The 13,547-nt window shown below is 41.7% G+C and carries 15 protein-coding genes; 5 read left to right on the top strand and 10 right to left on the bottom strand.

The window, feature by feature from the left end:
• Positions 1-163 precede the first annotated feature (163 nt).
• The 4 genes from HWQ42_RS28005 to HWQ42_RS27990 all read right to left on the bottom strand — a co-directional run bounded on the left by HWQ42_RS28005 (position 164) and on the right by HWQ42_RS27990 (position 1,375).
• Entirely contained in the window at positions 164-340 is a 177-nt protein-coding gene (locus HWQ42_RS28005) for a hypothetical protein (RefSeq protein ID WP_292817650.1), read from the bottom strand.
• Between the two features lie 50 nt (positions 341-390).
• A complete protein-coding gene (arfB, locus tag HWQ42_RS28000) occupies positions 391-807 on the bottom strand; it encodes an alternative ribosome rescue aminoacyl-tRNA hydrolase ArfB (RefSeq protein WP_292817648.1) in 417 nt (138 codons plus the stop codon).
• Positions 808-854: 47 nt separating this feature from the next.
• Positions 855-1,109 (bottom strand): RNA-binding S4 domain-containing protein, encoded by a 255-nt coding sequence (locus HWQ42_RS27995; RefSeq protein WP_292732953.1) that lies wholly within the window; start codon positions 1,107-1,109, stop codon positions 855-857.
• 62 nt (positions 1,110-1,171) lie between these two features.
• Entirely contained in the window at positions 1,172-1,375 is a 204-nt protein-coding gene (locus tag HWQ42_RS27990) for a hypothetical protein (RefSeq protein WP_292817646.1), read from the bottom strand.
• A gap of 326 nt (positions 1,376-1,701) precedes the next feature.
• Between HWQ42_RS27990 and dpdE the strand changes: the two genes are divergently transcribed.
• Positions 1,702-5,013 (top strand): protein DpdE, encoded by a 3,312-nt coding sequence (dpdE, locus tag HWQ42_RS27985; protein ID WP_292817644.1) that lies wholly within the window; start codon positions 1,702-1,704, stop codon positions 5,011-5,013.
• A 153-nt stretch (positions 5,014-5,166) separates the two neighbouring features.
• Here dpdE and HWQ42_RS27980 read toward each other — a convergent pair whose 3' ends face one another.
• The 3 genes from HWQ42_RS27980 to HWQ42_RS27970 all read right to left on the bottom strand — a co-directional run bounded on the left by HWQ42_RS27980 (position 5,167) and on the right by HWQ42_RS27970 (position 8,885).
• On the bottom strand, positions 5,167-6,537 hold the full coding sequence (locus tag HWQ42_RS27980) for an LLM class flavin-dependent oxidoreductase (RefSeq protein WP_292817642.1): 1,371 nt from the start codon (positions 6,535-6,537) through the stop codon (positions 5,167-5,169).
• Between the two features lie 147 nt (positions 6,538-6,684).
• Positions 6,685-7,821: an FMNH2-dependent alkanesulfonate monooxygenase gene (gene ssuD, locus HWQ42_RS27975; RefSeq protein ID WP_292817640.1), complete on the bottom strand. Its 1,137-nt coding sequence runs from the start codon at positions 7,819-7,821 to the stop codon at positions 6,685-6,687.
• Between the two features lie 17 nt (positions 7,822-7,838).
• Entirely contained in the window at positions 7,839-8,885 is a 1,047-nt protein-coding gene (locus HWQ42_RS27970; RefSeq protein ID WP_292817638.1) for a sulfonate ABC transporter substrate-binding protein, read from the bottom strand.
• A 133-nt stretch (positions 8,886-9,018) separates the two neighbouring features.
• On the opposite strand from HWQ42_RS27970, the gene HWQ42_RS27965 reads away from it, so the two are divergent.
• The gene (locus HWQ42_RS27965; RefSeq protein ID WP_292817636.1) at positions 9,019-9,153 is read left to right on the top strand and encodes a hypothetical protein; all 135 of its coding nucleotides are present in this window, start codon (positions 9,019-9,021) and stop codon (positions 9,151-9,153) included.
• A 60-nt stretch (positions 9,154-9,213) separates the two neighbouring features.
• Here the strand turns inward: HWQ42_RS27965 and HWQ42_RS27960 are convergent, their stop codons facing one another.
• A complete protein-coding gene (locus HWQ42_RS27960; protein WP_292817634.1) occupies positions 9,214-9,969 on the bottom strand; it encodes a dienelactone hydrolase family protein in 756 nt (251 codons plus the stop codon).
• Between the two features lie 149 nt (positions 9,970-10,118).
• Here HWQ42_RS27960 and HWQ42_RS27955 point away from each other — a divergent pair, with 149 nt between their 5' ends.
• Together HWQ42_RS27955 and HWQ42_RS27950 are read left to right on the top strand one after the other, a co-directional pair.
• Entirely contained in the window at positions 10,119-10,532 is a 414-nt protein-coding gene (locus tag HWQ42_RS27955; RefSeq protein WP_094350604.1) for a GNAT family acetyltransferase, read from the top strand.
• Positions 10,533-10,635: 103 nt separating this feature from the next.
• On the top strand, positions 10,636-11,046 hold the full coding sequence (locus HWQ42_RS27950; protein WP_292732970.1) for a VOC family protein: 411 nt from the start codon (positions 10,636-10,638) through the stop codon (positions 11,044-11,046).
• Between the two features lie 219 nt (positions 11,047-11,265).
• Here HWQ42_RS27950 and HWQ42_RS27945 read toward each other — a convergent pair whose 3' ends face one another.
• Entirely contained in the window at positions 11,266-11,751 is a 486-nt protein-coding gene (locus tag HWQ42_RS27945; RefSeq protein ID WP_292732972.1) for a molybdenum cofactor biosynthesis protein MoaE, read from the bottom strand.
• Between the two features lie 261 nt (positions 11,752-12,012).
• Positions 12,013-12,429, bottom strand: coding sequence for a KTSC domain-containing protein (locus HWQ42_RS27935; protein ID WP_292817632.1), 417 nt, complete (start codon positions 12,427-12,429; stop codon positions 12,013-12,015).
• 515 nt (positions 12,430-12,944) lie between these two features.
• On the opposite strand from HWQ42_RS27935, the gene HWQ42_RS27930 reads away from it, so the two are divergent.
• Positions 12,945-13,337 carry a hypothetical protein gene (locus HWQ42_RS27930; RefSeq protein ID WP_292817630.1) on the top strand — a complete coding sequence of 131 codons (393 nt, stop codon included), beginning with the start codon at positions 12,945-12,947 and terminating at the stop codon, positions 13,335-13,337.
• Positions 13,338-13,547: the final 210 nt, after the last annotated feature.

Below are 13,547 nucleotides of genomic sequence, written 5' to 3'. Positions count from 1 at the left end.
AGCTTGTGTACCTCAGCATTACAATTATTTAATTTTTGGTTGAGAAAGCAATTGTATCTGTCAACTTATGCTGTGACAGATTGAAAATTGTCTATGTTAAAGCGATCGCACCTTGGAAACGGCTTTTTCGGGTAAATCCCTATCTTCATCTAGAATTTTGCTTTTATGACTTTTTCGGGTCGGTGTCGCCACCAATAATTGTTTGAAACACGTCTCCTAGCAAAAATAAAAACGCTGCAACTAATACTACAATCATTAAACTCGCAAGGGCTGCAAAGGGAGAGATAATAAACAAGATTAAAAGCGCAAACATCAAAATCTTTAGTAATGTCTTATTCATCTTTTTTGATATTGAATAATATGTCTACTCTCTACAAATCAATCGATAAATCAACAATCTGTCACCTGCCCTCTGTTAGATTTAATCTGTGCGCGCTTACTTTTGTGGTCAAGGCGTTTTCTTTGAGAACTGCGAGTTGGTTTAGTGGGTTTGCGTTTGATTGTCACGACAACTGCGCTTTGAGTGAGTTCTTGAAGTCGTTTCAAGGCTGACTCGCGATTGTTCTCTTGGCTTCGGTGTTCCTGGGCTTTAATTACAACTACTCCTTCTTGGTTAATGCGTCGATCGTTGAGCTTTAAAAGCTGTTGTTTATAATAATCGGGTAATGAAGAAGCCGCAATATCGAAGCGCAAGTGGATCGCGGTGGAAACCTTATTTACATTTTGTCCTCCTGCTCCTTGCGAGCGAATCGCAGTAATTTCAATCTCAGTCTGTGGGATAATAACATTGTTGGAAATTTGCAGCATTACTCACAAGAAAAAAAAGAAACTTGTAACTTTGGGATAAATTTTATTTACTCGGTTTGTTCGGTTAAATCTATCATTACATCTGGGTCTTCATTGTTGTTCAAATTCACCTCTAAAGTCTGTCCTTGGATTGTCACTTTATCGCCCGGTACTAGTCGCCGTCCTCGTCGAGTTTCCAGCATCCCGTTGACTTGAACATCGCCACCTTGAATCATCAGCTTGGCTTGGCCTCCAGTTGGCACTATACCCATCAACTTTAAAAATTGATTTAACTTAATTGTGTTGTCTCTAACTTTCTTCATAGTAAATAAATCTACACGATCTTAATTGTATCGTTACCTTCTCAAGCTAAAGCGTAAATCTGTTACAACAGATAATCAGCTAAGTACAGTATTTCATTAATTCGTAGCAAATTTAATTTGGCAATACCCTGCAATGTCAATGCGTTGGCAAACAATGCCATTGCGTCGGCAAACAATGCCATTGCGTTGGCGAACAATGCCATTGCGTTGGCGAACAATGCCATTGCGTTGGCAAACAATGCCATTGTGTTGGCGAACAATGCCATTGCGTCGCCCTGCGTTTAACAACGTTATGCTTTTACGCAAAACTTTGGTGAGAAATGTGAATTTACAGCAGTTTTCATTTAATTGAACTGTATATGTTGTAAAAGCACAGCAATGGTGTACCTCTAGTGTGAGGTGTATTTACCTGAAAATTGCTAATTTTATTACTTGGCTGTGGTGGAGCGGCGCCAAATAGCTCGTCGTAGATATCGCTCTAACAAAAACTGTAATACCAGTTATTATCTATAATGTTGATCGACAAAACTGCCAGATATGGGCTAAAAACTAGTCTGGAAGGTTCTTTTAGTGTGTTCAGGGGACTGGATCTATGATTAAGCTTGGTTTATTGGTACAGTCCCAGAATAACTCTTTGGGTATCGGAAAAGTTACGGAAATATCTGATACCAATGCAAACGTTGAGTATTTCTGCTCTATAGGCCAACGTCTCCAAAAAACTTTACCTTTAAGTTCGCTCTCTGAAGTCAAGCTGGAACCCCAGGCTCGATGCTATATTAAGTCCCAAACTCAGGATAAGTGGATAGTGGGCAGAGTTTTTATCTGGGATGATGATACAGAAATGTATCAAATTGATTTACCAGATAAGAAAACTGCGATCGCTTCTGTTGAAGATATTTACGTTCGGTGTAATCTACCAAATACAGACCCCATCCAAACTCTGGCGATGAAGGGTCACGAAACGCCTTACTTCCATGACAAAAGATTGGCTTTCGTGAAATCCTTGATTCAGCAACGCGCTGTGAGTCGCGGGATGACGGGACTGATTTCGGCAAATATTAATCTTTATCCTCACCAAGTTGAAGTAGTGAGGCGGGTACTGGAAGACCCAATTCAACGCTACTTGTTAGCAGACGAAGTGGGACTGGGTAAAACCATTGAAGCGGGTGCGATTCTTCGTCAATTCCTCCTTGATGAACCGAAAAGAGGTGCGGTGGTATTAGTTCCGCAATATTTGCTCAAACAATGGCGGACTGAGTTAGAAAACAAGTTTTACATCTCCCATTTTGGCAAACGGGTAGCGGTGCTGGCGGTTGAAGATATTCATAAAATCAACCTGAAAGCAAGGATAGGCTGCTTAATTTTAGATGAAGCTCATCACATCGCCGCAATGGCAACCTCTAAGGATGCAACAGTACGCCAGCGTTTTCAGACTTGCAAAGAACTGGCTCATAAAAGCGATCGCTTACTTTTATTATCTGCCACTCCGGTTCTCAATCACGAGCAGGATTTTCTGGCCATGTTGCACTTGCTCGACCCGACAACCTATAAAATTGGTGATTTAGCAGGTTTTCGCGCCAAAGTTGAAAGCCGTCAGCAAATTGGTAAACTTCTGCTTTCTTTTAAAGAAGGTGCAGAACCAGAGGTTCTCAAAAGCAACTTGCAGCAATTGCGCAACCTCTTGGCTGAAGATAAGTATTTACTGAAGCTGGCGGATGATTTAGAAAATTGTTTACAAGCAAATTCTACCGAGCAAGAGCAAATCGTCCAAGCGATTCGCGTCCATGTCAGCGATATTTATCGACTACACCGCCGAATGCTTCGCAACCGTCGCGCTGCGGTGGAAGACGTGATATTTGACCGCAACTTTACGCCCAAAGAAGAGTATGATTTAGACGAGCGATCGCTTGATATCCACGAACTCCTCAATCAATGGCGGAGTGTTGCTCCTAGTGAAAAGCAATATCAGCGAATTTTTCTGTTGTTATTTCTCGCTGCTGGGACTTGGTTAGGCATTTTAGAGCAGGTAATTACGGCGCGTTTAACTGCAAAACCTCATGCTAAACTCATCCAGGAGTTTAAAGAAGATGATATTCGCCTATTAACTACAACCCCCAAATTCTCAGGGGAAGAAGAGATTCTCCAATCCTTACTAAAAATTATTCGTCAACCTCAAGAGGATGGACAACGGACGGAAAATTTGAAAACAGTGCTGCTGAATCAGCTAGGTACTTATTTCAAAATTCCCGCAAACGTTCGGAAGAATCAAAAGGAATTCATCACGAGAATACAGCAGAGAATTAAAAGACCAATTACTGGCGATATTCTGCCCAAATTTATTGTATTTACCAGTTTTGTGCAAACTTGTGGCGAAATTGTCCGTTATTTATCTGATACCTTTGGTGCAGAGACAGTAGCCAGCCATCAATTTGGAGAATCACCAGACAAGGTTGAAGAAGGCTTAAATCGGTTCAAGAATAACCCAAACTGCTTTATTTTAGTATGCGATCGCTCTGGAGAAGAAGGACGTAACCTCCAGTTTGCCGATTGGTTAATTCATTTTGACCTTCCTTGGTCGCCTAATCAATTAGAGCAGAGAATTGGTAGACTTGACCGCATTGGCAGCAAAATTGGCATCCAATCTAGTGTCTTGATTGGCCCCTACTTGGAAGATAGCCCTCACAATGCTTGGTATAAAGTCTTAAAAGATGGGTTTGGTATTTTCCAACAATCAATTGCCAGTCTCCAGTTTTATGTCGATGAGAAACTTGCAGAATTAGAAACAGTTTTGTTTCAATCAGGTGCGGCTGGATTGTTAGAGATGGTTTTACCAATTCAAGAGCAAATTGAAGCGGAAATAGCCAAAATTAGCGAACAAAATGCTCTAGATGAAATTGATGCAAACGATGAAATTGCTACCGAGTATTTTCAAGAGCTAGATAATTACGATGCTCGTCATCTAGAAATGAAACGAGCAATTGAAGGCTGGATTTGTGACGCGCTAGGATTCAGAGGACTCAATAACCCCGATTCATCAGAGATGCGACGTTATCAACCAACAACGCGTACCTTGGTTCCGATAAATGAGTTACAAAACCGTTTTGCTGAGAGTTCCCTAGACCAATTTGGTACTTATAATCGCAGGGTGGCAAACCAGAATGCTGGTGTTAAACTCTTTCGAGTTGGCGAAGGATTTGTTGAAGCACTCTTGAACTATATCAACTGGGATGACCGAGGTGAAGCCTTTGCTCTCTGGCGCACTGATGCATCTTGGGATGCGAAAGAAGGGAAAGAGTGGTTCGGTTTCCAGTGCAATTATGTAGTCGAGGCAAATTTAAGAATTGCCAAACAAGTTTTACTAGATAACAAACTAGATAATTCTCAATTCAAAAACTTGCAGCGACGTGTTGATGCTCTATTTCCACCAATTATAGAAACTATCTATGTTGATGGTCGCAAGGAGCCAATACGTGCTGTTGAGGATAAAGCTCTTTTAAGTATTCTGCAACGTCCATATAAAGATAAAAACAATAATCAAGGACGAGATTACAACCTAGCAAAAGAGCGCTTAGGAATTATTGACGATTTTGTTGATCCTAGTAAATGGCAAAATTTTTGCTATCAAGTACGTAATGCTTCTTCAGAATTACTTTCCAATCGTCCCGATTTTATTGATTTATGTCAAAGTTGTGCTAAAATCGCCGAAAAGAAATTAGCCAATCGAGTAGAACAATTAGGTCTACGTTTAAATCAGCAAAGTTGGGATAATGCATTAGCTGAAGAATTGAAGATAGAAAATGCTTTAAATGCAGCCATTCTAGAGGGAATTCGCCAGCCGCTTCTGAGGCTTGATTCTGTAGGTTTTATTGTTGTATCGGGGCGATCGCTTGTGCAATTTGAGTGATATTATGTGCGATTAAACAGCTTTGGTAATCCGATTTGATATCCAAAGATTGAGAGCTTAAAATCCCCGACTTATTTAAAAAGTCGGGGATATTTTTATTCTGGTGTTATTGATGACATTGCTGTAAAAATGCAAAACTTGCTTTAGAAAAAGTTAGGCGATCGCAGCTTCAGCGACAGCCGCAACTTTGCTAAACTGATTTACTGGACGAGGTAAACCAAGATTTTCGCGCAAGGTTCGTGCTTCATACTCTGTACGGAACAGACCGCGACGTTGCAATTCAGGAATTACCAAGTCTACAAACTCATCCAATCCTCCGGGCAACCAAGGTGGCATGATATTAAAGCCATCCGCCCCGCCATTGACAAACCAATCTTCTAGCTGATCGGCAATTTGTTCTGGTGTGCCTAAAATCTGACGATGCCCACGCGCTCCAGCTATCCATAAATACAGTTGGCGAATCGTTAAATTCTCTCTCTTCGCTAGGTCAGTCAGAAGTAGCTGACGGCTTTTGCCACCGTTAGTCTCTGGTAAATCGGGCAACGGCCCGTCCAATGGATAGCCAGATAGGTCAAATCCACCGATCATTGAGCCAAGCAAATTTAAGCCAACTACCGGATCGATCAACTCCTGAATTTGATCGAATTTGTCCTTAGCTTCTTGCTCAGTTTTGCCGATAACTGGGAATACACCTGGCATAATCTTGAGATGGTCAGGCGATCGCCCGTATTGAGCCAGTCTCCCCTTCACATCTGCATAGAATGCCTGGGCTTCTGCCAAGGTCTGCTGGGCAGTGAAAATTACCTCCGCCGTTTGTGCAGCCAGATCCTTACCGTCTTCGGAAGACCCAGCTTGAATGATTACCGGATAGCCCTGGATGGGACGCGCCACATTTAGCGGGCCGCGTACTGAAAAATGTTCACCTTTGTGGTTGGGAACGTGCAATTTATTTGGATCGAAGTAAATACCCGACTCCTTATCATGTAAGAAGGCATCGTCCTCCCAACTATCCCAGAGTTTCGTGACAACATCCACAAACTCTTTGGCACGCTGATAACGTAGGGTATGTTCCATGTGCTTTTCCCGATTGAAGTTCAGCGCTTCAGCTTCAGTGGCAGAAGTTACGAGATTCCAACCGGCACGGCCACCACTGAGATAATCCAGTGATGCAAACTTGCGGGCGAGGTGATATGGCTCGTTGTAGGTGGTCGATACTGTCGCCGTCAAACCAATGTTTTCCGTCACCACAGATAAAGCCGACAACAGGGTGAGAGGTTCAAAGTGGACGAGTTTCCCATTTCGGCTCAAAAGGTCGGCGCTTTGATTGCGGTCGCGCACAGCCACGCCGTCTGCAAAGAAGATCATGTCAAATTTGCCGCGTTCTGCCGTCTGTGCCAGCTTTTTATAATGTTGAAAGTTCAAACCAGCGTCAGCTTGCGCTTCGGGGTGTCGCCATGACGCTACGTGATGGCCAGTGCTGGGCAAGAATGCACCTAGTCTAAGTTGAGGTTTTTTTGTACTCATGCTTTTTTCTGTTTGGTAAGAAAGTGTTTTTAAACGCAAAGGCACGCAAAGTAAGCGCAGAGTAACGCAGAGTTTTGCCGAATTTATGCAATGTTGTACTAAGGTGTTATGAGTTAAATCACGCTAGTTTTTTGAATTTTGAATTGCTTACACAGGTTGGGGTTTGAGTAAATCTGTTTTGGTAACAAATTCACTGAATGTACTTGCAACCTTCTGCGGTAATGCGATTGCCGGAGTTTGTAACGGCAACCTGGGAAACAGTAATTCTGCGACTCGATAGGCTTCTTCGAGATGGGGATAACCTGAAAAAACGAAGGTATCAATTCCTAAATCGGCATATTCCAGCATCCGCGCTGCAACTGTATCTGGATCTCCCACTAAGGCAGTCCCAGCACCTCCACGCACTAAGCCAACACCTGCCCATAAGTTGGGACTAATTTCTAGATTTTTGCGATTACCTTTATGCAGTTGAGCCATACGGCGTTGTCCTTCTGATTCAGATTGAGTAAATCGCTGATGTGCAGCTGCTATGGTTTCATCATCCACATACTGAATCAGTTCATTAGCTGCATCCCAAGCTTGTTGTGTAGTTTCGCGGACTATAACGTGCATCCGAATCCCAAACCGGACTGTTCTACCTTGTTCTGCTGCTAATTGGCGTACCTTGGCAATCTTTTCGGCAACTCGATCTGGTGGTTCACCCCAAGTTAAATACACATCAATGTGTTTGGCAGCAACTTGGAGCGCCGCATCTGAAGAACCGCCAAAATATAAGGTGGGATAAGGCTTTTGTACAGGAGGAAATTGGAGTTTTGCGCCTTGAACTTTCAGATGGCGACCATTATAGGTTACTTCTTCACCTTGCATGAGCGATCGCCAAATTGTCAAAAACTCATCTGTGAGTTCATAACGCTGATCGTGAGCTAAGAAAATCCCATCTTTTGCAAGTTCTTTTGTGTCTCCACCAGTGACAACATTCAGAATAATTCGACCATTAGAAATCTGGTCAAAAGTAGCGGCCATTCTAACTGCCAAAGAAGGCGACATAATTGCCGGACGAAAGGCTACAAGAAACCGTAAGCGTTCCGTAACTGAAATTAATGAAGTAGCTACAATCCAAGTATCTTGTTTTTGTCCAGTACCAATTAACATCCCGCCATAGCCCAATTTATCAACAGCTTGGGCGATTTGCTGCATATAGGGATAAGTGGCTGGTCGCCTGCCGATTGTAGTACCTAAATAACGCTCATCTCCCTGTGTCGGCAAATACCAAAAAACTTCCATTTTCTTATCTCCTGGCGCTATTTATGGCTAATGGTTTCCGGTGTTATAGCTGCATATTGTTCGCTAGTCAGCATTGCTTCCTTAATATTGATGGGTTTAGGAATCACTTTTTCTTTGGCAAACAAATCTGCAATTTTCTGTTGTTTTTCCATAATTTCAGGCGTAATTGGTCTTATACCGTAAGTTCGCCTTTCAACCATTGTTGTTAAAATATCTTCATCAATTTTGAGGTGAGGAATAATCAGTTTTACAACTTCTGCTCGGTTTTTCTCACTCCATTGACCTGTGTTATTTATCTCCTCAAGAACTAATCGCACTAATTTCGGGTTTTCTGTGGCAAATTTTCGCGCCGCCATGTAATATCCGCCCTGAGTAGAAATGCCACTAGCATCTCGCAAAACACGAGCATTTGCTTTTTTTTGGGCCACGGCTAAATAAGGGTCCCAAGTTACCCAAGCATCTATTTTGCCTTGAATAAAAGCATCACGAGCTTCTGAAGGAGGGAGGCTAATGGCTTGAATATCACTATATTTCAAACCAGCTTCTTCTAAAGCTTTGATTAATAAGTAATGGGAAGCAGAACCCTTTTGAAAAACTACTTTTTTACCTTTGAGATCGGCTAAAGTCCGAATCGGTGAATTCTTTTGAACGATAATCCCGCTTCCTTTACCAGTACTGGGTTTATTACTAGCAACATAAACTAAAGATGTGCCAGCCGCTTGGGCAAATATCGGGGGAGTCTCGCCTACAGAGCCAATATCAACCCTACCCACATTCATCGCTTCCATCAGTTGTGGCCCGGCGGCAAATTGCGCCCATTCCACGGAAATACCTAAAGGCTTGAGACGTTTTTCAATCAATCCTTTAAGTCTGAAAATATCCCCAGAACTTTGATACCCCATTCGGACAACTTTGGTTTTCAACCCAGTGGTTTTATTTGCTGAATTTGGGGCTTGGACTGAGCAACTGATTAAGGTTGTTGAGATTGTTAATAATCCAGGTAAAAGGAATAGTGAAAAACGTTGGAAAATCTTAACTTGTGGCTGTTTGAAGGCAAGAATCATGGACGTGATACTTTGTTTTTTTATTTGCTTTTGGACTTATTTGGCTAATATTTGCCTATCTTCAGTCGTAAAGGCGCACAGATCATTGGTGTCAACTTAACGTGAAAGCCAGCCTAGAAAAAGCTTTTAGATATTGTCTCGTTCCCAGTCTCAGACTGGGAATGCTGTCTTAGAGGCTCCCGCCTCCCTTGCTGGCGGCAGAGCCGCTTTTGAGTTGCATTTCCAGCCCAGAGGCTGGAAACGAGATTTGACAAAGCTTTTAGCTTAAGTTGACACCAATGCGCACATCTGTGCGCCTCTAGTGTTGTATTACTCGTAATCTAAAGATTTAGACTTTTTGAAGCTGAAGGTTCTTTTGGAACAGTTCTTGAACATTTTTCCAAGCATCGGCGGCAGCTTCGGCATTGTAGCTGGCGCGATGATTGCAGAAAAAGCCATGTCCTGCTCCGGGATAACGGAAGATAGCATGAGTAATCTGATTTTTCTTCAATTCAGCCTCAATTTGTTCTGTATGTTCTAAAGGGATTCCCTGGTCATCAAGACCAAAGAAGGCGTAAATGGGGCCTTTAATCTCTGGAGTGCGGGTGATGGTTGGTTCTCCACCGCCGGGAGTTGAGTTGGGAATCCCGCCACCATAGAAGGAAGCTGTAACTTTAATATCTGGTAAGGTGGCAGCTAGATAAACGACGTGACCACCAAAGCAGAAACCAATAGAGCCGATCGCATCTCCTTGCACATTTGGTAAAGTTCTTAGATAGGCGATCGCAGCTTTAATATCACTCAATATTTCCTCTGCTGTTGTCTGCTCCTTATACCCTCTCCCTTGCTGCACATCTTCAGGAGTGTATCCACCCTCAAAACCGGGGGCGGTGCGTTGAAATAAAGTCGGTGCGATCGCTACATACCCATCTTTGGCAAATTTCTCAGCAACTTCCCGAATGTGAATATTAACCCCAAAAATTTCCTGAATCACAATCACGGCTGGGAAGGTTCCCTTTTTTGCCGGTTCAGCTAAGTAAGCATCAATTTGCAAATCTCCGTTAGGGACTTTAACTTGAGCAGTGCGAATTTCTGTGTTTGTCATCTTGGGATTAGCCTGTAATTGCTTTCAGGAGACGATGTTTTATCGTAATTTTTGTGCAATACTACTTAAAATATATCAATTTACCGTAGTTTAAGAGTAGTATTTCATAAACAATGTGCAAAGGCAAGTCCTTTGATTTAGAGATGTAGATGAATATAAGACCATACCAAGAATCTGATGCTGAATTAGTCAGTGCTTTGTGGGATGAGGTGTTTCCTAATAATCCGTCGCACAGCAGCCCAAAATTGGTAATCAGTCAGAAGCTTGCTGTACAACCAGAGTTGTTTTTCGTTACTGAGATTAACTCTGTAATTGTGGGCACTATCATGGCAGGATATGACGGGCATCGCGGTTGGCTATACACAGTTGCGGTCAGTCCTCAGTATCAACGGCAGGGTATTGGTAGCAAGCTAGTGCAGCACGCAGAGAAGGTATTGATAGCGATGGGATGCCTCAAAATCAATCTCCAAGTTCGTGTCTCCAATGCAGAAGTAGTTGAGTTTTATAGAAAACTTGGCTATCTCATTGAAGAACGCATCAGTATGGGAAAGCTTGTCGCATAGATGTTTGGTGAGTTTGAACAAAAAAACTATAGAAATACGCCAGTATGACGGCAAAAGGTGATTGTAGCATTACCAAATTTAACCCAAATTAGGAGAAAAATTTATGAAGCTTAATGCAGTTCATCATATTCAAGTAACCTATCCTTTTGAAGTCGAGGAAGCAATGCTATCTTTCTACAGCGAAGTTTTGGGACTGACTGAAATTGCCAGACCTGATGTCGTTAAAAATGATTCAGGAGCGTGGTACAAATTGGGAGATATTCAACTGCACGTTAGTAGAGAGAAAAACGCCAATAACCAAGCATCTAGACGGCATTTTTGTTTCCAAGTCGATAACTTGAACGCTTTTGAAGAACACCTAAAAGAGCATGGAATAGAAATTATTCCCGATCAACGACCACTTCCAGAATGCGTGCGGTTTTTCCTCCGAGATCCCGGTGGGAATCGTATAGAGATTGCAGAGTTCGTTAAGAGTACTTTTGCACAGCGACAAACAATCGATTTTGTAGCCTGAAACCCTTACTGTGGAAACAATCGACACCAATCAACGTTCGCGCAGCGTCTCGTAGAGAAGTTATGACGTTTTCAAGGTTTTGGCGAGTGGTGTCGATGAGTTCAATACATTTGGAAAAAGAGCATAGCATTTTACCTATGCTTGTCAAGATTTTGTCAATCTGACTCCTGTTAACGCAGCGGGGCGTAGCCCATTCTGATTTCTGAATTCTTTTTCAAATCAACAATTTTCTCCTGATGTTTCACACGCACCAATACTCACCCAGGTGCTAGAACCATCTTGCCAATGTTCTTTCTTCCATATAGGGGCATTGTGTTTGAGTGTATCAATAGCATATTGGCAAGCTTCAAACGCCTCACTCCGATGAGGAGAACCCACAGCTACTAAAACGCTGATTTCCCCAACTTGCAAACGTCCAACGCGATGATAAATCGCGACTCGATTCACATCAGACATAGATAAGCGAATATCCGCAGCAATTTGATAAAATATCCGCAATGCCATCGGTTCATAAGCTTGATACTCTAAAGCAATCACAGGTTTACCATCGGTTTGATTGCGAACCATACCACTCATCACAACCACAGCACCATTAGCTGGATCGTCAGATTTGGTGTAGATTTCTTCCAGAGACAATGGTGCAAAGGTAATGGCAAAACTATCTTCGGCTCTTGGTTTAACAGCAGAGGTAAGTGTGGTTGTCATAACTGCGTTGATATTATATAGGTTTTTTCTATTGTCTCTGAAAAAAGCATTACTAGTCTATGTTGAGTGGCTAAGATGGATGGAGCAACTACCATTCGCACATTGCAAGATATAAATCCGCTATTGCCGATTATTGCTGTGAGTGGACTAGTAACAAGTGAACAAGTACTGATCGATAAAAAGGTTAGAGTATACAGCCTTTTTATCTAAATCTTATACAACGCAAGAATTGTTGAAAACCTTACATACAGTTATTAGTCATTAATCTGCATTATCTAGACGATCGCAGTCATATCTACCTTTAATCTCTTGATTGAAAAAGCTGCCAATTGAGTCTGAGGAATGTAAATCTTCCCAAGTATCCTCGTCTACGCCTAAGTACTGATAAACAGCTCCACTTTGAAACTCAACTTGCAAAATATGTTCGTTGCGATCGTAGCCTACAGCCATAGCCATTGATGAGACAACTGGTAGCATGACAATTGGTTCTTCTTCAAAGGGTAATGCAGTCGTTTCGGCAATTGTTTCGTTCAGTTCTTGTAATCCTTCATAAGCTTGTATCGGTGCCGGAATTTCCAAAAACTCTAGTTCGTTGCCTCGGTCGAGCAACAACTGCAAATATCCATCAGAATGAGCGATCGCTACTAAACTGCTCAAGTCTACCTTAGATAGCTTCATTTATTTTGTACTCTCCTATTACCGTAGTCGGGAGTGGTAAAGTTTTATGCAATATCAAGCGCTTTTATAGTACATTTATACTAAAAAATTACTTAATTGTCAAGTTTTTCTCTTAAGAGAGAATTTTAGGTATGTAGAGACGCTTTAGCAAAGCAGCACGCAGTGTTTTTCTCTGACATCCTGGGAAATACTCATGATTAAATTTGGGTAAATGGGCGTATTTGAGTCACCTGCCGCAGCAATCTCTGCTTTGTGAGGGGAACTCAACAGGCGAACTAAAAAATTGCATAAATGTTCAACTCGCCTCAGTTAAGTACTTGACAATTTCAAGCAATCCTTGTTGTGTCTAGACTCAACTGAGTCTCTATTGCTGTTTGTATCACTCAATTAGCTCACCCTTTTGGGTGAGTCATAGATCAACCGATCAGATGACCTGACTGAAGGAAGCTGAGATTAATAATAAAGAGGATTCTATTACTAAAGAACACCGATTGCATTTTACCTAAATATAACTTATGAAACTTACTAACTTAATAAATTCTGCACTTATTTTTGCTTCTATTACTCTTGTACCTGGAATCGCTGGCGCTCAAACAGCTACTACCAACAACAGCGAAACAATAGCTGTTAACTCTAACAATTTATCCACTAATTCGACTTCTGCGAATTACCTCCAGCCTGTAAATCTAGTTACTTTTGCTTATCAAGGAGGTCTGCAACAACATGGTATTCCTAGCGGAGAAGCGCTAGTACTTAAAACTCTAAATAGAAATATTGTTGCGAAAGATTTGGTTAAAGCTGCTGTGAATGCAGATAAATTACCATCACAAGTTTTAAACGATCCAAATTATCTAAGTGCTGTTAATTTAGAACTCAACGTATTGCCAGATTATGCTGCTGCTGATTAATTTGGTTTTTCTTATATCTTTTGAGAAAGCTAAGTTTTTCAGTATGGTATATTTGTATGCTTGCTACTAAGGATAAATAAAAGCCTTTGCTACATAGCGATCGCTACGTATGAAAAGTATATATTGAAAAATAATTTCTAAATTTTGACATAAGTTGCATTTATCCTGTTCTAAAGACACAGAAAATTGTATAATCGACAGCTTATCGCT

It is taken from the genome of Nostoc sp. JL23 (genome assembly GCF_017115065.1).
GTDB classification, from domain to species: domain Bacteria; phylum Cyanobacteriota; class Cyanobacteriia; order Cyanobacteriales; family Nostocaceae; genus Nostoc; species Nostoc punctiforme_A.
The sequence above is the reverse complement of the archived record's forward strand: the minus strand, read 5'-3'. Positions and strand labels throughout refer to the sequence as shown.

Excerpts from the sequence above, each read along its gene's own strand:
- HWQ42_RS28005 (WP_292817650.1), bottom strand. The coding sequence starts at position 340 with ATGAATAAGACATTACTAAAGATTTTGATGTTTGCGCTTTTAATCTTG.
- arfB (WP_292817648.1), bottom strand. The coding sequence starts at position 807 with ATGCTGCAAATTTCCAACAATGTTATTATCCCACAGACTGAGATTGAA.
- HWQ42_RS27995 (WP_292732953.1), bottom strand. The coding sequence starts at position 1,109 with ATGAAGAAAGTTAGAGACAACACAATTAAGTTAAATCAATTTTTAAAG.
- HWQ42_RS27990 (WP_292817646.1), bottom strand. The coding sequence starts at position 1,375 with ATGGCATTGTTCGCCAACACAATGGCATTGTTTGCCAACGCAATGGCA.
- dpdE (WP_292817644.1), top strand. The coding sequence starts at position 1,702 with ATGATTAAGCTTGGTTTATTGGTACAGTCCCAGAATAACTCTTTGGGT.
- HWQ42_RS27980 (WP_292817642.1), bottom strand. The coding sequence starts at position 6,537 with ATGAGTACAAAAAAACCTCAACTTAGACTAGGTGCATTCTTGCCCAGC.
- ssuD (WP_292817640.1), bottom strand. The coding sequence starts at position 7,821 with ATGGAAGTTTTTTGGTATTTGCCGACACAGGGAGATGAGCGTTATTTA.
- HWQ42_RS27970 (WP_292817638.1), bottom strand. The coding sequence starts at position 8,885 with ATGATTCTTGCCTTCAAACAGCCACAAGTTAAGATTTTCCAACGTTTT.
- HWQ42_RS27960 (WP_292817634.1), bottom strand. The coding sequence starts at position 9,969 with ATGACAAACACAGAAATTCGCACTGCTCAAGTTAAAGTCCCTAACGGA.
- HWQ42_RS27955 (WP_094350604.1), top strand. The coding sequence starts at position 10,119 with ATGAATATAAGACCATACCAAGAATCTGATGCTGAATTAGTCAGTGCT.
- HWQ42_RS27950 (WP_292732970.1), top strand. The coding sequence starts at position 10,636 with ATGAAGCTTAATGCAGTTCATCATATTCAAGTAACCTATCCTTTTGAA.
- HWQ42_RS27945 (WP_292732972.1), bottom strand. The coding sequence starts at position 11,751 with ATGACAACCACACTTACCTCTGCTGTTAAACCAAGAGCCGAAGATAGT.
- HWQ42_RS27935 (WP_292817632.1), bottom strand. The coding sequence starts at position 12,429 with ATGAAGCTATCTAAGGTAGACTTGAGCAGTTTAGTAGCGATCGCTCAT.
- HWQ42_RS27930 (WP_292817630.1), top strand. The coding sequence starts at position 12,945 with ATGAAACTTACTAACTTAATAAATTCTGCACTTATTTTTGCTTCTATT.